The 20854-nt window shown below is 72.3% G+C and carries 19 protein-coding genes, 1 tRNA gene and 1 pseudogene; 13 read left to right on the forward strand and 8 right to left on the reverse strand.

Annotation, left to right across the window (positions count from 1 at the left end; genetic code table 11):
* Positions 1-121 precede the first annotated feature (121 nt).
* Complete coding sequence (locus ABZ671_RS00005) at positions 122-1018, reverse strand: TatD family hydrolase (RefSeq protein WP_357850551.1); 897 nt, start codon at positions 1016-1018, stop codon at positions 122-124.
* Between the two features lie 82 nt (positions 1019-1100).
* On the opposite strand from ABZ671_RS00005, the gene ABZ671_RS00010 reads away from it, so the two are divergent.
* A complete protein-coding gene (locus ABZ671_RS00010) occupies positions 1101-2324 on the forward strand; it encodes a hypothetical protein (protein ID WP_357848660.1) in 1224 nt (407 codons plus the stop codon).
* A 62-nt stretch (positions 2325-2386) separates the two neighbouring features.
* Positions 2387-3238, forward strand: a complete 852-nt coding sequence (locus tag ABZ671_RS00015; protein ID WP_357848662.1) for an alpha/beta hydrolase — start codon at positions 2387-2389, stop codon at positions 3236-3238.
* A 51-nt stretch (positions 3239-3289) separates the two neighbouring features.
* On the opposite strand, the gene metG is transcribed toward ABZ671_RS00015, so the two are convergent.
* Complete coding sequence (gene metG, locus ABZ671_RS00020; RefSeq protein ID WP_357848665.1) at positions 3290-5092, reverse strand: methionine--tRNA ligase; 1803 nt, start codon at positions 5090-5092, stop codon at positions 3290-3292.
* A gap of 138 nt (positions 5093-5230) precedes the next feature.
* On the opposite strand from metG, the gene ABZ671_RS00025 reads away from it, so the two are divergent.
* Entirely contained in the window at positions 5231-6106 is an 876-nt protein-coding gene (locus ABZ671_RS00025; RefSeq protein WP_357848668.1) for a hypothetical protein, read from the forward strand.
* Between the two features lie 57 nt (positions 6107-6163).
* Here ABZ671_RS00025 and rsmI read toward each other — a convergent pair whose 3' ends face one another.
* Positions 6164-7012, reverse strand: a complete 849-nt coding sequence (gene rsmI / locus ABZ671_RS00030) for a 16S rRNA (cytidine(1402)-2'-O)-methyltransferase (RefSeq protein WP_357848671.1) — start codon at positions 7010-7012, stop codon at positions 6164-6166.
* An 84-nt stretch (positions 7013-7096) separates the two neighbouring features.
* Here rsmI and ABZ671_RS00035 point away from each other — a divergent pair, with 84 nt between their 5' ends.
* The 5 genes from ABZ671_RS00035 (at position 7097) to ABZ671_RS00055 (ending at position 12752) form a co-directional block, all read left to right on the forward strand.
* A complete protein-coding gene (locus ABZ671_RS00035; RefSeq protein ID WP_357848674.1) occupies positions 7097-8788 on the forward strand; it encodes a phospholipid carrier-dependent glycosyltransferase in 1692 nt (563 codons plus the stop codon).
* Positions 8789-8984: 196 nt separating this feature from the next.
* Positions 8985-10262: a VWA domain-containing protein gene (locus tag ABZ671_RS00040; RefSeq protein ID WP_357848677.1), complete on the forward strand. Its 1278-nt coding sequence runs from the start codon at positions 8985-8987 to the stop codon at positions 10260-10262.
* A gap of 2 nt (positions 10263-10264) precedes the next feature.
* On the forward strand, positions 10265-11038 hold the full coding sequence (locus ABZ671_RS00045) for a peptidase (RefSeq protein WP_357848680.1): 774 nt from the start codon (positions 10265-10267) through the stop codon (positions 11036-11038).
* Between the two features lie 88 nt (positions 11039-11126).
* On the forward strand, positions 11127-11783 hold the full coding sequence (locus ABZ671_RS00050; RefSeq protein WP_357848683.1) for a 4'-phosphopantetheinyl transferase superfamily protein: 657 nt from the start codon (positions 11127-11129) through the stop codon (positions 11781-11783).
* 72 nt (positions 11784-11855) lie between these two features.
* Positions 11856-12752, forward strand: coding sequence for a DUF4352 domain-containing protein (locus ABZ671_RS00055; protein WP_357848686.1), 897 nt, complete (start codon positions 11856-11858; stop codon positions 12750-12752).
* 66 nt (positions 12753-12818) lie between these two features.
* Here the strand turns inward: ABZ671_RS00055 and ABZ671_RS00060 are convergent, their stop codons facing one another.
* Complete coding sequence (locus tag ABZ671_RS00060; RefSeq protein ID WP_357848689.1) at positions 12819-13697, reverse strand: dihydrodipicolinate synthase family protein; 879 nt, start codon at positions 13695-13697, stop codon at positions 12819-12821.
* A gap of 70 nt (positions 13698-13767) precedes the next feature.
* Between ABZ671_RS00060 and ABZ671_RS00065 the strand changes: the two genes are divergently transcribed.
* Positions 13768-14664 carry a LysR family transcriptional regulator gene (locus ABZ671_RS00065; RefSeq protein ID WP_357848693.1) on the forward strand — a complete coding sequence of 299 codons (897 nt, stop codon included), beginning with the start codon at positions 13768-13770 and terminating at the stop codon, positions 14662-14664.
* Between the two features lie 38 nt (positions 14665-14702).
* Here the strand turns inward: ABZ671_RS00065 and ABZ671_RS00070 are convergent, their stop codons facing one another.
* Positions 14703-15875 carry a TDT family transporter gene (locus ABZ671_RS00070; RefSeq protein ID WP_357848696.1) on the reverse strand — a complete coding sequence of 391 codons (1173 nt, stop codon included), beginning with the start codon at positions 15873-15875 and terminating at the stop codon, positions 14703-14705.
* A gap of 71 nt (positions 15876-15946) precedes the next feature.
* On the opposite strand from ABZ671_RS00070, the gene ABZ671_RS00075 reads away from it, so the two are divergent.
* The 4 genes and pseudogenes from ABZ671_RS00075 to ABZ671_RS00090 all read left to right on the forward strand — a co-directional run bounded on the left by ABZ671_RS00075 (position 15947) and on the right by ABZ671_RS00090 (position 18743).
* A complete protein-coding gene (locus ABZ671_RS00075) occupies positions 15947-16864 on the forward strand; it encodes a LysR family transcriptional regulator (protein ID WP_357848700.1) in 918 nt (305 codons plus the stop codon).
* Between the two features lie 55 nt (positions 16865-16919).
* Positions 16920-17588, forward strand: a complete 669-nt coding sequence (locus ABZ671_RS00080; protein ID WP_357848703.1) for a hypothetical protein — start codon at positions 16920-16922, stop codon at positions 17586-17588.
* A 52-nt stretch (positions 17589-17640) separates the two neighbouring features.
* Positions 17641-17823 (forward strand): annotated as a pseudogene (locus ABZ671_RS00085) (GntR family transcriptional regulator); the annotation flags it as partial.
* 137 nt (positions 17824-17960) lie between these two features.
* Positions 17961-18743 carry a methyltransferase domain-containing protein gene (locus ABZ671_RS00090; protein ID WP_357848706.1) on the forward strand — a complete coding sequence of 261 codons (783 nt, stop codon included), beginning with the start codon at positions 17961-17963 and terminating at the stop codon, positions 18741-18743.
* Positions 18744-18884: 141 nt separating this feature from the next.
* Here ABZ671_RS00090 and ABZ671_RS00095 read toward each other — a convergent pair.
* From ABZ671_RS00095 to ABZ671_RS00105, 3 genes are all read right to left on the reverse strand, one after another.
* Positions 18885-18958: transfer RNA gene (locus ABZ671_RS00095), tRNA-Ala, on the reverse strand.
* A 294-nt stretch (positions 18959-19252) separates the two neighbouring features.
* A complete protein-coding gene (locus ABZ671_RS00100) occupies positions 19253-20038 on the reverse strand; it encodes a hypothetical protein (protein WP_357848709.1) in 786 nt (261 codons plus the stop codon).
* A gap of 177 nt (positions 20039-20215) precedes the next feature.
* On the reverse strand, positions 20216-20824 hold the full coding sequence (locus tag ABZ671_RS00105) for a GNAT family protein (protein ID WP_357850554.1): 609 nt from the start codon (positions 20822-20824) through the stop codon (positions 20216-20218).
* Positions 20825-20854 lie beyond the last annotated feature (30 nt).

Raw genomic sequence — 20854 nt, forward strand, 5'->3', positions numbered from 1 at the left:
CGTGCCGATGAACAGATCGTCTCGGCACATGAGGCCGGCGACGCTGAGCTTGTCGGGGACGTTCGGTGCCCGGTTGTGCTCCAGCGATACGTCGACTGGCGTTAACAAGGGGCCCCTCCTTTCACCAAGGGCCGAAGGCGCGGTTGCCGGTGGCGGAGATGGCGGCGCAGAGTGCGTCGAGGTCGGTGCCGGTGGTGGCGGCCAGGGACCGGACGGTCAGCGGGATCAGGTACGACGCGTTGGGCCGGCCCCGATGCGGCATCGGCGTCAGGTACGGGGCGTCCGTCTCGACCAGCAGCTGGTCGATCGGCGTGACGGTGGCGGCCTCGCGGAGCGCCCCGGCGCTGCCGAAGGTGACGGTGCCGGCGAAGCTGAGCAGAAAGCCCCGGCGTACGCACTCTCGGGCGAAGTCGGCGTCGCCGGAGAAACAGTGCATGACAACGGTGTCGGGGGTGCCCTCGTCGTCGAGGATGCGCAGCACGTCGGCGTGGGCGTCCCGGTCGTGGATGACGAGGGTCTTGCCGTACCGCTTGGCGATGGCGATGTGCGCCCGGAAGCTCTCCTCCTGCGCAGCCCGCCCCTCGTCCCCGGTACGGAAGAAGTCCATCCCGGTCTCGCCGACGCCGCGTACCCGGTCGCGGGCGGCGAGGGATTCGATCTCGCGCAACGCCTCGTCCAGGTCGGCCAGGCGGGGCGCCTCGTTCGGGTGCAGCGCCACGGTGGCCAGCACCGCGCCGTAACGCTCGGCGACGTCGGCGCCCCAGCGGGACGACTCGACGTCCACGCCGACCTGGACCAGCCGGTCCACGCCGACGCCGGCGGCCACCGCGATGGCGGCGCCGACCGGGTCGTCGGCCGGTCCGCCGGGTACGCCGGCCTCGCTGACGGTGATGTCCAGGTGGGTGTGGCTGTCCAGCACGGGGACGGGCAGCGCCTCGGGGGCGGGCGGGAACTCCCCGGCCCGGCGGGCGGCCCGCTGCTTGCGGGTTTCGGTCTGCTCGGTCATCGCGGCCAGCATCACACACGGCGGCTGGCCGGTGTTCCCGGACCGCCACCACCTGTTCACTCGTCCCACACCTGTCGCGCCTACCGTGCGGATCGTGATCGTCACCCCTCAGGCCAGCGAGACCGGGCTGCACGTGACGTACGACGGTCGCGTCCACCCGGCGGAGGAGATCGCCCGGGGCGCGGCGTACGAGTTGTTCAGCGCCGAGGAGGTGCCCGGTTTCGAGTGGGCGCCCCGGCCGGGCTTGGCGTACCCGTGGCGGAAGTTCGTGCACATGACCGAGGTGAGCGCGGTGCGCGGCGGGACACCGCCGACCGAGGAGTCGGACGCGCCGCTGCTGATGCCGGTGCACCGGGAACGCGGCTGGTCGTACCTGCACCAGGCCAGCCAGCGGCCGGGGGCGGCGGGGGACCCGACGCTCGCCACGGTACGCGGCTCGGCGGTGATCCGGCCGGGTACCCGGATGGTGAAGGTGCTGTCCGCCCGCCAGCTCGCAGGCTACGTGCGGGGCTGGCTGCCGCACGGCTTCTGCTACCGGGAGCACGACGTGGCGCACCTGCGTACGCCGGCCGGGCTGGCGGTGCTGCGCGGCGATGGCGAGGGCGGCGACGTGGCGTACGCGCTGCGCTGGCGGGCCACCGACCCGACCGACTACGACGTGCCGGCCGGACCGGCGCACCAGGGGCTGTTCGCCCTGCCGCCCCGGGACCGGCTCGGGCCGCCGGTGCTGGGTACCGGCTTCGTGCCGAGCAACGCCCAGCTCATTCCGGAGTTCATCACCCGGGACTTCGCCGACCTGCCGATGCCGGCCAACGCCGCCCTGCTCGCCTACCCGGCGGAGGGGGTGGAGGTGGTGCTCTACACGTATCAGGCGGAGCAGCGGGGCTGGCTGCGGATGGTCGGCCCGCAGTGGCGGCATCTGCTGTCCGCGGTGCCCGGGCTCTCCCCCGACCAGGAGTACGTGCCGACCGGCGACGCAATCCGCTCCACCCAGCTGGTCGGCACCCACGGTGACAGCGAGTACGAGGCGGTGGCCGACCTGCCCGGCGGGTTCCGGGTGCTGGCGATGACCCGGGCGGCCCGGTATCCGGTGGAGTCGGCCGCCCGGCGGCTGCGCTACGCCACCTGGCGCGGGGCGTCCTGCCTGGTGCTGCGGGAGGAGGGGGGCTGGCTGCGGCTGCGGTTACGCCGGCCGGGCCCGGACGCGGTGGCCGCGACCGGGGCGCAGTGCCACGAACGGGGCGTCTACGAGACCTGGGCGCCGGGCGCCGAGGTGACCGCCGACCAGGTGGTGGACCTGCCGTACCCGCGCGCATAACTGACAGCGGTGGGGGAATCCGCCGGGGTCCGACCAAGGCACCCCAGCTCAGGAGATCCGACATGCCCTTCGTCACCGTCGGCACGGAGAACTCCGCGCCCATCGACCTGTACTACGAGGACCACGGCTCCGGGCAGCCGGTGGTGCTGATCCACGGGTTCCCGTTCAACGGGGCGACCTGGGAGAAGGTGACCACCGCGCTGCTGAAGGCCGGATACCGGACGATCACGTACGACCGGCGCGGCTTCGGCTCCTCCGCCCAACCGGCGATGGGGTACGACTACGACACCTTCGCGGCCGACCTGGACGTGCTGATGACCGAGCTGGACCTGCGCAACGCGATCCTGATCGGGCATTCGATGGGCACCGGCGAGGTGACCCGCTACCTGGGCTCGTACGGGTCGAACCGGGTGGACCGGGCGGTGCTGCTGGCCCCGCTGGCGCCGTATCTGTTGAAGACGCCGGACAATCCGGAGGGCGTCGACAAGGCTCTCTTCGACGGCTTCCAGCAGGCGATCCTCAACGACCGTTTCGCCTACCTGACCCAGTTCTGCCAGAACTTCTTCAACTGGGACGAGAACAAGGGCAAGCTGGTCAGCGAGGAAGCGTTCCGGGCGCACTGGGAGATCGGCACGCGGGCGTCGGCCAAGGGCACCCACGACTGCGTGGGCGCCTGGCAGACGGACTTCCGCAACGATCTGCCCCGGATCGACGTACCCGTGCTGATCATTCAGGGCGACAAGGACGCCGTCCTGCCCTACCCGGCGACCGGGCAGCGGTTGGCGCCGATGCTGCCCAACGCGAAGCTGATCACCCTGAAGGGCGCCCCGCACGGCACCCCGTGGACCCACGCCGACGAGATCAACCAGGCGATCATGGAGTTTATCGGCGCGTCGCGGATGGCCCGCGCCTGAGCGTGTCGGCGGCGCGGCCCGGGTCCCCCCGGGTCGCGCCGCCGCGTACGGTCAGCCGGCCAGCCGGGCCAGCTCCTCCTCGACGATGGACGGGTCGAGCTTGCGGAACACCGGCTTCGGCGCCGCGAGCGGCCGGCCCACTTCCAGGGGTACGGACTCCCAGCGCGCGCCGACGGTGTAGTCGCCGGTCAGCACCGGGTACGACGGCCCCCCGTCGAGGTCGTCGACCTCCTCGATCACCGGCATCGGCGCGTGCACGCCGGTGCCGCCGAGCAGCTCGTGGATTTTCTGTGCGGAGTGCGGCAGGAACGGGGTGAGCAGCGTGTTGGCGTCGCTGACCACCTGCAGGGCGACGTGCAGGATGGTGCCCATCCTCGGCTTGTCGTCCTCGCCCTTGAGCTTCCAGGGCGCCTGCTCCGACAGGTACTTGTTGGCCTCGGCGACCACCCGCATCGCCTCGCCGATGGCCTGCTTCTGCCGGTGCTTTGCGATCAGGTCACCGACGACGGTGAAGCCAGCCCGCGCGGTGGCGAGCAGCGCCTGGTCGGCCTCGGTGAGCCCGGCCGGGTCGACCGGCGGGATCGCGCCGAAGTTCTTCGCCGCCATGGAGATGGACCGGTTGACCAGGTTGCCCCAGCCGGCGACCAGCTCGTCGTTGTTGCGGCGGAGGAACTCCGACCAGGTGAAGTCGGTGTCGTTGCTTTCCGGTCCGGCGACCGCGATGAAGTAGCGCAGCGCGTCGGCGTCGTACCGCTCGAGGAAGTCCCGGACGTAGATGACCACCTTGCGGGACGAGGAGAACTTCCGCCCCTCCATGGTCAGGTATTCGCTGGAGACGACCTCGGTGGGCAGGTTGAGCCGCCCCAGCTCGCCCGGCTCGCCGTCGCGGGAGCCCGCGCCGGAGTAGCCGTCGAGCAGCGCCGGCCAGATCACCGAGTGGAAGACGATGTTGTCCTTGCCCATGAAGTAGTAGCCACGGGCGTCCTTGCCCTGCCCGTCAGCGGACCACCACTTCCGCCAGGCCTCCGGGTCGCCGGTGCGGCGGGCCCACTCGATGGAGGCGGACAGGTAGCCGATCACCGCGTCGAACCAGACGTAGATCCGCTTGTCGGGCCGCTCGCGCCAGCCGTCCAGCGGGATCGGCACGCCCCACTCCAGGTCGCGGGTGATGGCCCGGGGCTGGAGGTCGTCCAGCAGGTTCGTTGAGAACCGCAGCACGTTGGGCCGCCAGCCGTGGCGGGTGTCCAGCCACTGCCGGAGCGCGTCGGCCAGGGCCGGCAGGTCCAGGAAGAAGTGCTCGGTCTCGACGAACTCGGGCGTCTCGCCGTTGATCTTCGACTTGGGGTCGATCAGGTCGATCGGGTCGAGCTGGTTGCCGCAGTTGTCGCACTGGTCGCCGCGGGCGCTGTCGTAGCCGCAGATCGGGCAGGTGCCCTCGATGTAGCGGTCGGGCAGGGTGCGGCCGGTGGACGGCGAGATCGCCCCGGTGGTGACCTTCGGGACGATGTAGCCGTTGCGGTGCAGCCCGAGGAACAGCTCCTGCACCACCGCGTAGTGGTTGCGGGTGGTGGTGCGGGTGAACAGGTCGTAGGAGAGCCCCAGCGCCCGCAGGTCCTCGGCGATCACCCGGTTGTAGCGGTCGGCCAGCTCGCGCGGGGTAACCCCCTCGGCGTCGGCCTGCACCTGGATCGGGGTGCCGTGCTCGTCGGTGCCGGAGACCATGAGCACGTCGTGGCCGGCCATGCGCATGTACCGGGAGAAGACGTCGGAGGGTACGCCGAATCCGGATACGTGGCCGATGTGGCGCGGGCCGTTGGCGTAGGGCCAGGCGACCGCGGCGAGAACGTGACTCATGAGCAGCAAGCGTAGTGATTGCCTCCGGTCGACCGCGAACCAATAGGGCCTGTGCCACCGCCCAACCCCGACACCACGTCCGATTTGTCGCCGACACGCGGTCTGAGCTGCCCGGTCGCCCCCGCGTACCGGTGTCAAATGAACGGCGTGACCAGCAGACCAGCGGTGCCGGAGCAGGGCGGGCCACCCGTCGACCCGGCGGGGGACGCCGCCGCGGCCGGGACCGGGGCGGCGCGCGGGGCGGTCGCCCCGCAGCCGCGGGTGGAGCCGACCGACCCGCTGGTGGAGGTGGAGCCGACCACCGGAGCGCCGGTGGACGCGGTGCCCCGCCGCGTGCCGGTCCGGCAGCCCCACTGGCAGCAGCCCTCCCCGGGCGGTACGCCGGATGGCGGGATCTTCTGGGCGCCGATCGAGGAGGTGCACTGGGACGGCACGCCGCTGCCGGCGGAGCCGCGCCGGCGGGTGCATCGGTCGTCCACCGGCCGCCCGCTGTTCCGGTCCCGCCGGCCCCGCTCGTCCCATCCGCCGGATCCGCTGCCGGCGTTGGCGGTGCTGGTCGCGTTGAGCCTGATCGCGGCGTTCTTCGCCTGGGTCAGCGCCGGGCCGTTGTGGTTGGCGGCGGGGCACGCCACCAACGGGACCGTGGTGATCACCGACTGCACCGGCCGTGGCCTGACCCAACGCTGCCGGGGGGTCTTCCTGGCCGACGGCGGGCGGTTCGTCGCCCACGGGGTACGGGTCAGCGGGGTGCCGGCCGAGCGCAGCGCCACCGGCAGCGCCCTGCCCGCCCGGATGACCGGGCCCGGTGCTCGCACCGCGTACGCGGACACCGGGCTCGGCCGGCACCTGCGCTGGCTGCTCGGGCTGCTGCTGGTGCTGGGCTGCGCGGCCGGGATCGCCCGATGGACCGGTGCCACCCGACTGCCGGACCGGCGGCACCGTCGCTGGGCGGTGGGCAGCGCCCTGGCCGGCCCGCTGCTGATCACCGCCGGCTTCCTCATCGCCGCCTGGTGACACCCGTTAACAAGGGGCCCCTCCTATACACGAGGCGTCAACAGGGGGCCCTTCCTTTCAGCTGTGCACGACGGTGTAGACGTCGCGGCGGCGGAGGCCGTACTCGGTGGCGACCTCGGTGATCGCGTCGCGCCGGGACAGCCCGGCCGCCTCCCGCTCGGCCACCGCGGCGCGCAGCGTGTCATCGTCCGGCCGGGCCGCGGAGGCCGGCGGCGCGCCCGCGACGACCAGGGTGATCTCGCCGCGCGGCTCGCCCGCCACGGCCCACTCGGCCAGTTCGCCCAGCGGCCGGCGGACCACCTCCTCGTACGTCTTGGTCAGCTCCCGGCAGAGCGCGGCGGGCCGGTCCGGGCCGAAGGCGGCGGCCAGGTCGGCCAACGCGCCGGCGATCCGGTGCGGCGCCTCGAACAGGACGAGGGTGCGTTCCTCGGCGGCGAGGGCCCGCAGCCGGGACCGGCGGGCACCGGGCGTGCGGGGTAGGAACCCCTCGAAGCAGAACCGGTCGCAGGGCAGCCCGGACAGGGCCAGCGCGGTGGTCACCGCGCTCGGGCCGGGTGCCGCGGTGACCGGGATGCCGGCGTCGAGGGCGGCCCGGACCAGCCGGTAGCCGGGGTCGGAGACGCTGGGCATGCCGCCGTCGGTGACCAGGGCGATCGTGTAGCCGGCGGCGAGCACCTCGACCAGTTCGGGGGTGCGCCGCTCCTCGTTGCCCTCGAAGTAGGAGACGATCCGGCCGGGCACGGTCACGTCGAGGTCGCGGGCCAGCCGGGTGAGCCGCCGGGTGTCCTCGGCGGCGACCACGTCGGCGGTGGCGAGCACCTCGCGGAACCGGGCCGACGCGTCGGCCGGGTTGCCCAGCGGCGCGCCGAGCAGCACGAGACGCCCTACCTCGGACATTTCACCCACAGCAGTAGGCCCTTTCATCGACAGCTGTACCAATCTCGGGGACGATGGGCGCCACCGGGCACGTTGGCAGCCTACGATCGCCGGGTGACGAGTGCGTCGACTGCACAGAGCGCGAGCGAGTCCGCCGCCGAGCGGACGGACGACGACCGGGCCACCGGGTCCTCAACGACCGGCGGGGGCGGGATCCCGGCTGCGGTTCGACGGCGGCTCGCCACCGTCGACGCCCGCCTCGACGGGTACGCCTGGCTGGCCACCGCGGTGGTGGTGGCGATCGCGGGGATTCTACGGTTCGTGAGGCTGAGCAGCCCCTCGGGCAAGATCTTCGACGAGACCTACTACGCCAAGGACGCCTACGGTCTGATAGCCCGGGGCGTCGAGTGGAACTACAAGGACAACGGCCCGTCGTACGTGGTGCACCCGCCGCTGGGCAAGTGGCTGATTGGGCTCGGCGAGTGGGCCTTCGGCTACCAGGACGCGGAGACGAACATCTCCGTGCCAGGGCACTTGATCACCACCTCCCCGGAGTTCGGCTGGCGGGTCGCGGCGGCCGTGGCCGGCACCCTGTCGGTGCTGCTGCTGGTGCGGATCGGCCGGCGGATGTTCCGCTCCACCGTCCTGGGCTGCACGGCCGGGCTGCTGCTCGCCCTGGACGGCTTCCACCTGGTGCTCTCCCGTACCGCGCTGCTGGACATCTTCCTGCTGCTGTTCGTGCTGGCCGCGTTCGGCGCCCTGGTGCTGGACCGGGACGCGCGGCGACGCCGCTGGACCCGGGCGCTGGAGGCGGGGCTCGACCCGTCGCGGCCGGGGCGGGCCGGCCGGCCGGCGTCGACCTGGCGGGAGTGGCCGTGGTGGCGGCTGCTCGCCGGGGTGCTGCTCGGCTGCGCCTGTTCGGTGAAGTGGAGCGCCGTCTACTTCGTGCCGGCCTTCGCGCTGTTGGTGATCCTCTGGGAGGTCGGCGTACGCCGGTCGGCCGGCGTACGCCATCCGTGGCGGGACGCCGTGCTGGACGAGCTGCCGTGGCTGCTGCTGGCCGGGGTGCTGGTGGTCGGGACATATATCGCCACCTGGTCGGGCTGGCTGTTCACCGACGACGGCTACTACCGCCTGGCCAGCCGCTATCCGGGCGCGGGGCTGAGCGACAACCCGGTCTACGGCCCCCTGTACAACCTGTGGAGATACCACAGCGAGGCGTACAAGTTCCACACCGGGCTCGAGTCCCCGCACAAGTACCAGTCGTGGCCGTGGCAGTGGCTGCTGCTCGGCCGGCCGGTCGCCTTCCACTACTCCGGTACCGGTAGCTGCGGCGCGCCGAGCTGCTCCGAGGAGATCCTGCTGCTGGGCACCCCGCTGCTGTGGTGGTCGTTCCTGCCGGCGCTGGCGGCGCTGGCCTGGCTCGGGCTGGCCCGGCGCGACTGGCGGGCCGGGGCGATCCTGCTCAGCGTGGCCGCCGGCCTGCTGCCCTGGTTCTGGTACGCCCTCGACAACCGGACGATGTTCTCCTTCTACGCCGCCCCGGCGGTGCCGTTCCTGGTGCTCGCGGTGACCTACGTGCTCGGCGCGATCGCCACACCGGCGCCGGCGGCCGCTTCGGCCACGGCACCACCCGGCAGCGCGCAGGAGATCGCCGATCGCCGGCTGGTGGGCGGGATCATCGCGGGCGCGTACGTGCTGCTGGTGGCGCTCTGCTTCGCCTACTTCTACCCGATCTTCGTGGCCAAGTCGATCACGTACGCGGAATGGTCCGCCCGGATGTGGCTGGACGGTCGCTGGATCTGACCGGGTAGCGCCGGCGCACGAAAAGACGCGCCCCGATCGCCTGCCACGGGGGAAGCGGGCGATTGGGGCGCGCAGATGAAGCTTAACCAGCCGGCCTCACCTGCACAACTGGTTGCTCCCGTTCAGATTTCCCGCCGCTGGGCCCGGGCCACCACCCGGGTGATCGTCCGAAGTGGATCTCACTACACTTCGGTCGGTGATCAACAAGAGAAGATCGTTGGCCGCCCTTCTCGGACTGCTGACGACGACCGCGCTGATCGGTCCCGCACCCGCCAAGGCGGACAGCGAGGGCGAACCCACCGCCGAACCCCCCAAGGTCGAACTGGTTCTCGACGTCAGCGGCTCGATGCGGGCCCGCGACATCGACGGGCGCAGCCGGATCTCGGTCGCCCAGCAGGCGTTCAACGAGGTCGTGGACGCGCTGCCGGACGAGACCCAGCTCGGCATCCGGGTACTCGGAGCCACCTACCCCGGCGATGACAAGAAGCAGGGCTGCCGGGACACCCAGCAGATCGTGCCGGTCGGCCCGGTGGACCGTACGCAGGCCAAGGCGGCCGTGGCCAGCCTCCGGCCGACCGGCTGGACCCCGATCGGGCTGGCGCTCCGCTCCGCCGCACAGGACCTCGGCACCGGCAGCACCGCCCGCCGGATCGTGCTGATCACCGACGGTGAGGACACCTGCGCCCCGCCCGACCCCTGTGAGGTGGCCCGCGAGCTGGCCGCCCAGGGCACCAAGCTGGTCGTCGACACCCTGGGCCTCGTCTCCGACGAGAAGGTACGCCGTCAGCTGCTCTGCATCGCCACCGCGACCGGCGGCACGTACACGGCGGTGCAGAGCGGCGACCAGCTGACCAGCCGGGTCAAGCAGCTCGTCGACCGGGCCCGGGACACCTACACCGCCGCCCCGACCGTCGTCGGCGGGTCGACCGAGTGCGACAACGCGCCGCTGCTCGCCCCCGGCGTCTACACCGACCGGGAGGCGTTCTCCGAGCACCGCTGGTACCGGGTGCCGGTGCGCCCCGGCCAGGAGCTGCGCGCCTCGGTCAGCGTGGCGCTGGACCGGCCGGTCAACCCCGACTACGGCGTGCTGCTGCGGGCCACCGCACGGGACGGGCGGGAACTTGTCCGCGGCGTCGACGCCGACAGCGGGCGGATCGACGTGATCTCCGCGGGCCTGCGCTGGTCCGCGGCCGAGGAGGAGTCCCCCACGCCGTCGCCAACCGACACCGTGACCGCGGAGACCGTGTGCCTGGTGGTCAGCAACTCGCTCGCGCCCCGTCCTGGCACCGAGGCCACCCCGGGGATGCCCCTGGAACTGACCGTCGACGTGGTCGCCGCCTCCCCCGCCCCGGACGGGCCGGACCTCGGCCGCGGCTGGGCCCTGCTGCTCCTGCTCACCCTGGCCGGGCTGATCACCGGGCTGGTCACCGGGCTGCTCACCCGCTGGTGGGTCGCCACCTGGAGGGAGAACTGAGGATGCGTACGCTGATCCGGTCCGTGGCGGCGCTGGCCGCCGCCGGGCTGACCCTCGCCCCCGCCGCCGCCTCGGCCGCGCCCACGCCCTCACCCGGCGCGAGCACGGTCACCAAGGCCGGCACCTCGTTCCTGACCGCCACCGCCATCGCCGCCGGCCAGCCCGTCCAGGTGGACGCGTCGAGCGGCGACCACCTCTACTGGTCGTTCCGCGCGGAGGCCGGCCAGACCCACACGATCAACGCCACGGTCTCCTTCCCGAAGGGCCGCAGCGGCAGGTCCACCTGGACCATCGACGTCTTTGACGGGCTGCGCCGCCGGCAGGCCTGCACGGCCGGGGCACAGACCCCGACCGTCGACGCGACGGCGACCAGCGTCACGTTGGGCTGCACGTTGCGCCGGGTGCGGCCCTGGGCCGAGCCCTGGTCCGGTGACCCGCTGCCCGGCACCTACTACGTCCGGCTCGCGGTGACCGACCTGCCCGAGCTGGATTTGGGCCTGCCGATCGACGCGGACCTGCTGGTCAGCGTCGACGGCGAGGGCGGCGCGTCCGGTGACGACGGAAAGCTGAAGGCACCGCTGGTGCCGAACACCCGGGCCGGGACGGTGCTCACCGCCGAGCCGATGCCCGAACCGGTCGCCGAGAAGAAGACCAGCCTCACCGACTGGCTGCCGGAAGCCGGCTCCCGCTGGGTCTGGACCACCGCCGGCGGTGTGCTCGCCGCCGTGGCGGGCGTGGTCGGCTTCGCCCTCACCCGGCGACGCCGCCGCCCCTGAGCAGCCCGGTGGCCGCCGCGTTTGCCGGCGCGGCGGCCACCGGAGGCAACGGATCCACCGTTGCGGCGGCTGCGGTACCTTTCCGGCTGTGCGTGACCTTCTGCCGCCGACGGTCGCGGTGGCCGTGGCCGGGCCGCAGGACTGGTCCGGTGTGCTGCTCCCCGCCGAGCAGGCCTGCCTCGGCGCCCGGGCACCCGCCAGCCGCCGTCGCGATTTCACCGCCGGCCGGGTGTGCGCCCGTCGGGCCCTGGCCGGGCTCGGACTGCCGGCAACGCCGGTGACCTCGGCGCCCGACCGGTCCCCGGTCTGGCCGGCCGGTGTGGTCGGCACCATCACCCACACCCGCGATTACTGCGCGGCCGCCGCCGCCCGCGCCGCCGAGTTCCGCTCCCTCGGCATGGACGCCGAGCAGCACCGGGAGCTCGACCCGGGGGTACGCCGGGCGATCTGCCTGCCCGAGGAGGAGGCGGACCTCGCCCGGTTGCCCGCTGGCGTCTCCTGGCCGACGCTGGTGTTCAGCATCAAGGAGACCGTCTACAAGGTCTGGCACCCGGTCGTCGGGACGTGGCTGAACTTCCACGATGCGCGGGTCACGCTCGATCCGGACGCGGGGACGTTCACTGCCCGGATCGCGCCGGGGCGGATCGCCGCAGCCCCCGTGCCCGATCCCCCGACGTGGCTCGCCGGGCGGTTCGCGGTCGACGCCGCCCTGATACGCAGCGCCGCCGCCCTGCTGCTCCACTGAGGTCCTGATGGCCGGTTCTGCCAGCAGCTTGTACCGTCGTCCCGACCGAAGCCCTCCGAGACAAGGAGCCCGGTGAGCCACCCTCAGCCCCCGTTCGGACCGCAGGACCCGAACCAGCAGCCCGCGGAACCGCCGACCCAGGCGTTCCCCACCGCGCCGATGCCCCCGGTGCCGGGCGACCCGTACGCGCCGCAGCCGCCGGTCTCCGGGGCACCCCAGCCGCCGTATCCGCCGGTCCTCGGCGAGCCCCAGCCGCCGTACCCGCCGCAGCCTCCGGCCGGAGGCGGTCCCTACCCGCCGCCGGGCGGGCCCTACCCGCCGGCGCCCGGGCAGCCGTTCGGGGTGCCGCCGGCGAAGAAGTCCAACAAGACCGTCTGGATCATCGTCGGCATCGCGGCGGCGGTCCTGCTGCTGCTCTGCTGCGGCGGCGGCATCTTCGCCGTCTACAACGGGTTCAAGAAGGTGCAGGACACGGTCGAGAGCCTGCCCACCCCGGGGATCACCGCCGACCCGTTCGACGAGACCCCGACCGGAGCGCCGAAGTCGACGCCGAAGCCGGGTCCGACCGGTGAGACCTTCAACATGAGGCCGGGCGAAACCCTGGTCATCACCGACGACCAGGGCACCATCGAGATCACCGTCAGCAAGTTTCACACCAAGGACAAGGCCTGCCAGGCGTACCTGCCGGAGCCGAAGAACGGGATCTACCTGATCGCCGACGTGACCGCCGAGGTCACCAAGGGCAAGGCCTCGATCAACCCGTTCTACTTCAGCTGGATCGACGCGGACGGCAATGAGGAGAACGGCCTCGGGGGCGCTCTCTCCGGCTGCGGCAAGCTGCTCGGCTCGGGCATCAACCTCGCCGCCGGCAGCAAGCGCACCGGCCAGCTGGTCTTCGATGTCAAGGACACCAACGGCAACCTGGAGTACGAGCACCAGCTGGAGACGGCCGGCTCCTGGAAGCCCTGAACCGTGACACCCGGCGACGGGGGCCGGTCCCGAACCGGGGCGCCGGCCCCCGTCCGTTTGTCACGGTCACGCCAGCACCCCGGTCAGCTCCTCGGCACACGCCACGGCGCGCGCCGTGGCCGCCTGCGTGGCCGGCAGCAGCGGCGGGCGGACCGCCGGCGTCGGAATGCGTCCCTCGGCATGCAGCACCGCCTTGATCACGGACGGGTTGGGTTCGGCGAAGAGCGCCGCCGAGAGTGCGGCGAGCCGGTGACCGAGCGGCCGGGCCCGGGTGACGTCCCCGGCCCGCCAGGCCGCGACCAGCGCGGCGTAGTCGGCGGTGGCGATGTGCGCCGAGGCGACGATGCCGCCGCCTGCGCCGAGGGCGAGCAGCGCCGAGAGGTACGCGTCCTCACCGCCGAGCACCGCACACTCCGGCGGCGGGTCGGCGAGCAGGGCGAGGGTGTCCGCGTCGATGCCGCCGACCGCGTGCTTGATCCCGACCACTCCGGGCAGCCCGACCAGCCGGCGTAGCGCCTCGGCGGAAAGCTGCTGCCCGGTGCGGTACGGGACGTGGTAGACGACCAGCGGCACCGGGGACGCCTCGGCCAGCCGGGCGAAATGGGCGTGCACCGCCTCCTCACCGGGCCGCAGGAACGGCGGCACCAGGCAGAGCGCCGCCGTCACCTCGGGCCGCTCGGCGAGCGCCCGCAGCGCGTCGATGGTGTGCGCGCCGACCAGGAGCCCCGCCCGGCGTTCCCGGCAGGCGGCGGCGATTGCGTCGACCACCTGCCGCCGTTCGGCGTCGGCGAGCGCGTGCGGCTCGGCGGTGGTGCCCAGGGCGACCAGGCCGTCGGCCCCGGCCGCCAGCACCTCGTGGGCGAGAGCGGTCAGCACGTCGAAGGCGACAGCGCCTTCCTCGTCGAACGGTGTGATCAGTGGTACGTACAGCCCGGTCGGTGTCATGCCCCCAGCCTGCGACGCGAGACCATGAAGCACCAGTTCCGATTACTGAACGAATACGTAAGCTGAACTGATGCTTGATGTTCGCCGCCTGCGCCTGCTGCGGGACCTGGCCCGGCTCGGCACCATCGCAGCCGTCGCTGAGGCCCACACCTACACGCCGTCCGCCGTCTCCCAGCAACTCGCCGCATTGCAACGGGAGGCCGGCGTCGCGCTCCTGGAACGCGCCGGCCGCCGGGTCACCCTCACCCCGACCGGGGAGGCACTGGTCCGGCACACCGAGGTCATCCTCGCCGCCCTGGAGGCCGCCGACGCCACCCTCGCTGCCGCCCGCGGCGGACTTTCCGGCACGGTACGCATCGGCACGTATCCCAGCGCCGTGCGTACGCTCCTGCTGCCCGCCCTGGTCGCGCTGGCCCGGGACCATCCCGCGCTCGACCTGATGGTCACCGAACTGGACCCGGTCGCCGTGCCCGACGCACTGCGCGACCGCCGCCTCGATGTGGCCCTCGTCCACGACTACGACATCGTGCCGGTCGAGCCGGACCCGGCGCTGGATTCGACACCGCTGCTGGACGAGCCCGTGTTCCTCGCCCTGCCCGACGGCATGGAACACGACCCGGCCGGCGACCCGATCCGCTCGGCGTGCGACGCCGACTGGATCGTGGGCAGCCCCGGAACGCTGTGCCACACGGTTGCCCTCCACGCCTGCGAGCTGGCCGGTTTCCACCCGTCCGTACGCCATCACGCCGACGACTTCGGCGCCATGCTCGCCCTGGTGGCCGCCGGCCACGGCGTCGGGCTGGTGCCCCAACTTGCCGTCGGGCAACCGCCCACCGGGGTCCGCCTCGTACCCCTCACCATCCGGCGACGCACCCGGATCGCGTACCGGCGGGGCGCGGGCGACCACCCGGCGGTGGCCGCCTGCGTCACGGCGCTCCGAGCCGCCAGCCTGTTGCACCAGGCGTGACGGCCGGGCGGGCCTGTCGCCACTCAGCTTGACCGCCGTCAATGCGCTGCTGTCGACACGGCCGGTGAAAGGAAGAGGTGACCGTGCCAGGCACCGCGCACCGTACGCGTCGCTACCGTCACCCAGGCGGCGAGCAGCAGCCCGTACAGCAGCACTGCGAGGGTGGTCAGCAGGGCCGAGCCGGTCCGGGCGGCCAGGCCGGTGATGCCGGTGACCAGGGTGCCGACGGGGAAGGTGAAGCTCCACCAGGTGAGCGAGAACGGCAGCCCGGCGCGCGCGGTGCGGACGGTGATCGCGGCCGCCAAGGCCAGCCAGAGCAGAGCGAACCCCATGGCAGGTACGCCGTAGAGCACGGCGAACATCTGCGCGCCGGCCGCGTACGGCTCGGGTAGGACGCCCTCGGCGGCGCGGCCGAGCAGGTGCGCGGCGGTGATCGACTGGCCCAGCGGCCCCAGCACGATCCACAGCGTGGGAACCATCCGCGCGGCGCCGACCCGGTGCTGGACCAGGCGGGACCACAACTGCGGCATGATGATCACGGTGGCGGCCAGGCTGATGCCGAACATCGCGTAGCAGGCGATGACCATGTCGAGTCGGGCCTGCCCGGCCGGCAGGTGCGGCACGAGCAGCGCCCCGTTGGCGGCCGAGACCATCGGCGGGACCACCGGCATCAGCCAGCCGCCGAAGGCGGCGTCCGGCCCGATCCGGTGCCGGGTCATCATCAGGTACGGAATCGCCACCGCGGTCAGCAGGCCCAGCCCGGTCCCGGCGCTCCACAGCACCAGATCGACCGTGACGGCGGCGGACTCGCCGATCCACGTTGAGCCGAGCAGCAGCGTGCCGCCGCCGACGGTCATCAGCGCCATCGGTGGCGCGCCCCAGAACTGCGCCATGACCGGGTCGGCCGCATACCCGAACGCGGTGGCCCGGTGCCGGCGCAGGTGCACCGCCCAGGCCACAACCAGCGTCACCAGCAGCAGCGCCGCCGCCAACCAGACCAGGGTCGCGGCGAACCGCAAGCCCGGCAGCCGCACCGGCAGCCCGGCGGCGGCGGTGGCCACGATGCCGGTGCCCATCACCGAGGCGAACCAGTTCGGCCCCAGGTACGCGAACACGTCACACGGACGCGCCAGCGCCGACAGCGGCGCGGGCCGCCCGGCGACCTCGGGGGAACGGGTGGGAAGCGTGGGCGGGTGGTGCAGGCTGTTCACGCGAACAACTGTCCGGCCGCGCGGACCGGTCCGGTAGGCGGTGATCTCGTACCGAGTCATAACCTGCTCTTATGCCTCTGCCGCCGCAGGTGACCGACCTGACCAGCTTCGACCTGCTGCTGTCGGTCGCCCGCCTCGGCAGCATCGGACAGGCCGCCACGGAACACCGCATCTCCCAGCCGGCGGCCAGCGCCCGGCTCCGCCACCTGGAACGCCGCCTCGGCCTCACCCTGCTGCAGCGCACCCCGCGCGGCTCCGCCCTCACTCCCACCGGCGCGCTGATCGCCGACTGGGCCCGCGGCGTGGTGGACGCCGCCGATTCGCTCGCCGCCGCCGTTCAGACCCTGCGCAGTTCACACGAGAGCCGGCTGGCCGTCGCCGCCAGCCAGACCATCGCCGAGTACCTGCTGCCGGCCTGGCTCGTGGCGCTACGCGCCCGGCAGCCGGAGCTCACCGTCACCCTGCAGGCCGCCAACTCCACGGAGGTGGCCGCGCGGCTGCTCGCCGGCAACGCCAACCTCGGCTTCGTCGAGGGCCCCGACCTGCCACCCGGCCTGGACGCGGACACCGTCGCCACGGACCAGCTCACCGTCGTCGTCGCCCCCGCCCACCCGTGGGCCCGCCGCCGACGCGGCATCACCCCGGCCGAGCTCGCGGCCGCACCGCTGGTGTCCAGGGAGTCCGGCTCCGGCACCCGCCGCGCGCTGGAAGCCGCCCTACGCGAGCACGACATCGACGCGCTCGCAGCCCCGCTGCTCGAACTCTCCTCCACCACGGCGATCAAGCACGCCGTCGCCGCCGGCAGCGGGCCGGCCGTGCTCAGCTCGCTGGCGGTCAGCACCGAACTCGCGGCCGGCACCCTGACCGCCGTACCCGTCAACGGCCTCGCCCTGCACCGCCTGCTCCGCGCGGCCTGGCCGGCCGGCCGGCAGCTCACCGGCCCCGCCCGCGACCTCCACGCCATCGCCGCCCGACCCGAACGGAGTTAGCCCCGGGGCCACTGCCGAGCACAAGGGACGCCAGGCGTTGGGTAGCGTGCTCAACGTGCGGGAGCAGACGGGCGACAGGCAGCAGGTGTTCGTGTCGGCCCACGATCGGCCCGACGGGCGAGAGGCGCCGGTGATCGACCTGGGCGCAATGCGGGATCAGTCCGCAGACCCCGAGCCGGACCAGGAGCGGCACGCCTGGCAGGCGCTTCGATCGACGCGGGTCTCGCTGCCATTGGTCCTTGCCGTCCTGCTGGGCACGGCGGCCGTGGCGGGTATCGGAGGGTACCGGTGGCAGGCCCGGCAACAGCGCCTGGCCGACGAGTCGGTCGCTTCCGTTTATATCCTTCCGCAGGCCGCGATAGCCCAGGTTGAACGAGACGGGCCGCTGGTCAAGGTCAAGTCATCGGTGATCGTGGTGAACTCCGGGCCCCTGCCGGTGGAGGTCACCGACATCCAGGCCTCGAAGGACAACCTCGCTCTCCAGGTGGCCGACCCCGATGTCGTACGTCCCGGGGTGCGGTGGTTCAGCGTCTGGGTGACGGTCAACTGCACCACGGCAGTGCCGAACGAGCCTGTCCCGGTCGTGATATCGGTGCGCCCACCGGACGGCAAAACACGCGACGTCACCTTCCAGGTGCCGCCCAGCCCATGGCAGTACGCGTCCGATTCGATGTGTCTGCCGCCCGAAGGTTTCCCGGGCCGGCGGGTGCGGATCGGTACCTGACCGGCAAACGTTTCCGGGCATGGGTGGCCCACGGCAGGCCCCGGCCGCCAAGCTGGGTAGCCCCACGAGCAACCTGAGACGCAATGTGCGCAGGGTCAACACTGGCAAGCTGCCATCCTTCGCCGCCCTGTGCGAGCACTACGAGGTCAGCAACACCGTCATCCGGGCCGCCATGCTCCTACTCAAAGCCGAGGGGCTGATCGACGGCCGGCAGGGCAAGGGCGTGTACGTATCGCGATCGACGCGGCGATCTTCGCCGTCCTGGCGCTCACCTACCGCCTCGCCGCCCCCCACATCTCGTTTACAAGCTCTGTGCATCGCGTACGCACACGTTCCAGGAACGGTTGCACGCTCGGAGCTAGGCTGCCGATCATGCATGGGTTCACCGACGTCGACCGCCCGTCAGACCCGGACTCGTGGGTCGGCGTACTGCACCGCCTCACCGAGGAGCCCTTCTACCAGGCATACCAGCAGCGGGTCCGGGAGCTGCTCCATCCGGCGCCTGGCCGTCGCTACGTCGATGTCGGTGCTGGCACAGGGGCAAGCGCAGCCCTGTTGAAAGATCAACACGGTGTCAGCGTGGCAACTGTGGACCATGCACTGACCATGGCTGCTGCCATGCAAGCCCGCGGCTTGACCCAGAGCACCGTCGCCGACGCCCATCACCTGCCGTTCCTCAGCAACTCATTCGATGGGGCCTGGGCCGATCGCACCTTGCAACACCTCGCCGATTCCCACGCCGCGATCAAGGAACTCATCAGGGTTGTCCGGCCGGGTGGCCGCATCGCACTCGCAGACCCTGACTACGACACTCAAGTACTCGACATCGCCGACCAAAACCTGGCTCGACGCGTGCTGAGGTTCCGGGCGGATGTCCTCCTCCGCAACGGCACCCTGGCGCATCAACATGCCGGCCTTCTCGCCGCACACGGCCTGGTCGACGTCACCATCGAACCCCGAACACTGCTGGTCCGGAACCCGACCGCCGTCGACAACGTTCTCGGCCTCCGCTGCTGGGCTGCCACAGCTGCTCAGCGCGGCGCACTCGACCCGGCCGAAGCTCGTGCGTTCGAAGACCAGTTCGACGACGCCGTCGCTGCACACCGGTTCACATACGCAGTCACGTTCTTCCTCACCGCCGCCACCGTCACCTGAGGGGTGAGTGAGCACGCAGCGTTCAGCCTTGCGGCGACCGAGAACGCGCTCAAGCGCCTCGGCGAACAGTTCGTATGAGCTGCCGCTGCACAGGGATCGAAAAGGCCGTCCCCGACGAGCGGGAACGGCCTTTGAACTGGGTGGAGCTGAGGGGATTTGAACCCCTGACCCCCTCGATGCGAACGAGGTGCGCTACCGGTCTGCGCCACAGCCCCTCCGCTGGCGTACCAGCATCGGTCCCACCCGGCTTGCACCGGGCGGGCCGGCGCCAAGGTTAACAGGTCCCGAGCCCCCCGCGCGAACCGCCCCACCAACGGAAGAGATCTTGGCGGCAAAAGCCCCCATCTGGACCCAAACCTCCCAAGACCTCCAAGGCCCTGCCTCCCTAGCGTCGATCATGGAGTTGTGGCAGTGGACGAAAAGGGTGAATGGTGCCTACTTGGCGCCACAACTCCATGATCGACGGGGTGGGGTGGGGGTGGGGGTGGGGTGGGGTGGGGTGGGGTGGGTTAGGCGCCGCGGCCGGATTGGTAGGGGCGGCCGCGGAGGCCGCCTGCGCGGCGGTAGGAGACCGAGCCGCCGCTCGCCGCCGGCGGGAGGTCCGCTGGGCGGTCCAGGCCCATTGCCGTGCGGCGGACCGCCTCGCGCTGGGCGGCCAGCCGGCGCTGCGCCTCCCGGCGGGCCGCGGCGCGCCGCGCCTGTTCGCGGCGCACCTCGGCTTGGCGGGCGGCGAGCCAGGCCGCCTCGCGGGCCTCCGCGCGCCGCCGCCGACGGTCGGCCAGGGCCAGCTTCCGCAGGTGTACGACGTACGTCACGAGCAGGGTGCCGGTCACCGAGACGCTGATCCAGAAGCCGGGTCCGACCAGCACCACGCCGATCAACTCGACGAAGTTGAGCAGCAGCAGCGCGGCCAGCACCCGACGCCGGCGGTAGATCGCCGGGGTGTGGTGGCGGCGCTTCGGCGGGTTCCGTCGACGGGACCGGGCCGGGGTGGGCGGCACCGACCGCAGCCGGCCCGACCGGCGGGCGGCGGGCGGCGCGGAGACCGGCGGAGCCAGACTCTTGGTGTTGCTATCTTCACTCAGGGTGACGATGAGGGCGCGGGGCGGCCGGACCGGTCGTCGTCCGGGCACGGTACGACGTCGACGGCGGCGCTGAAGCACCCGCGCCGTCGACTGCGCCCGCTCCGCCACCAGCCGCTCAGCGGCGTCGTACCGGCGGACCAGCGCCGGCGCGAGGGCAAGCAGACCGGCGGCGGCGAGGACGGCGAGGAGCACCGAGGTCGGCACCCGCACCCCTCCCGTCACCAGATTCGGGCCCGCGCCGCTCGACCGTAACTTATTCCGTCATCCGTCGTTCACGGCGCAGATCGTGCGGTCATGCAGCGCTTGCCACAGCTTGCAGTTACTTGAGGTTACGGGCCGTAGACCAAGTTGACCGTGCGCCGCGCCGGACGGGACGGGTGGGACGCTTCACCCGCGGCTGTCACGTACGCGGTGCCAGCGGGCCAGCAGCCCGCCCTCGGCGGCCACTTCCTCACTTGTCATCGCGTATCCGATGTGGTCCCGCCAGGTCCCGTCGATGTGCATGTAGCGCACGTGGTAGGCCTCCTCGCGGAAGCCCAGCTTCTCCACCACCCGCCGGGACGGCTTGTTCTCCGGTCGGATGTTCACCTCGATCCGGTGCAGCCCGCCCGGACCGAACGCGTGGTCGACGGCCAGCGCGACCGCGGTGGGGATCACGCCGCGACCGGCCACTCGGGAGTCCACCCAGTAGCCGACGTACCCGGAGCAGAACGCCCGGCGGACGATGCTGCCCACGTTGAGATGGCCGACCAGCCGTTCCTGTCCCTCCTCGCGCAGGCAGACGGCGAACGGCATTCCATCGCCGGTACGCGCCGAGCGGCGCTGGTCGGCGTGGACGAAGCGGAAGGCGACGGGGGAGTTCAACTCGTCCCAACTGCCGGGCAGGTGGGACTCCCAGGGGGACAGCCAGGCTCGGTTGGCCCGCCGGATCTCCGACCAAGCCGCCGCGTCGGAGCGCCGGTAGGGACGCAGCACCACCGGACCGTCCGCCAGCACCGCCGGCCAACCGGGCGACCGTCGAAACAG

This window comes from Micromonospora sp. NPDC006766 (genome assembly GCF_040636055.1).
Classification (GTDB): domain Bacteria; phylum Actinomycetota; class Actinomycetes; order Mycobacteriales; family Micromonosporaceae; genus Micromonospora.

Bases quoted from the DNA above. Each gene is read 5' to 3' on its own strand.
- ABZ671_RS00005 (WP_357850551.1), bottom strand. From the start codon at position 1,018: ATGCTGGCCGCGATGACCGAGCAGACCGAAACCCGCAAGCAGCGGGCC.
- ABZ671_RS00015 (WP_357848662.1), top strand. From the start codon at position 2,387: ATGCCCTTCGTCACCGTCGGCACGGAGAACTCCGCGCCCATCGACCTG.
- metG (WP_357848665.1), bottom strand. From the start codon at position 5,092: ATGAGTCACGTTCTCGCCGCGGTCGCCTGGCCCTACGCCAACGGCCCG.
- ABZ671_RS00025 (WP_357848668.1), top strand. From the start codon at position 5,231: ATGAACGGCGTGACCAGCAGACCAGCGGTGCCGGAGCAGGGCGGGCCA.
- ABZ671_RS00045 (WP_357848680.1), top strand. From the start codon at position 10,265: ATGCGTACGCTGATCCGGTCCGTGGCGGCGCTGGCCGCCGCCGGGCTG.
- ABZ671_RS00060 (WP_357848689.1), bottom strand. From the start codon at position 13,697: ATGACACCGACCGGGCTGTACGTACCACTGATCACACCGTTCGACGAG.
- ABZ671_RS00065 (WP_357848693.1), top strand. From the start codon at position 13,768: ATGCTTGATGTTCGCCGCCTGCGCCTGCTGCGGGACCTGGCCCGGCTC.
- ABZ671_RS00075 (WP_357848700.1), top strand. From the start codon at position 15,947: ATGCCTCTGCCGCCGCAGGTGACCGACCTGACCAGCTTCGACCTGCTG.
- ABZ671_RS00090 (WP_357848706.1), top strand. From the start codon at position 17,961: ATGCATGGGTTCACCGACGTCGACCGCCCGTCAGACCCGGACTCGTGG.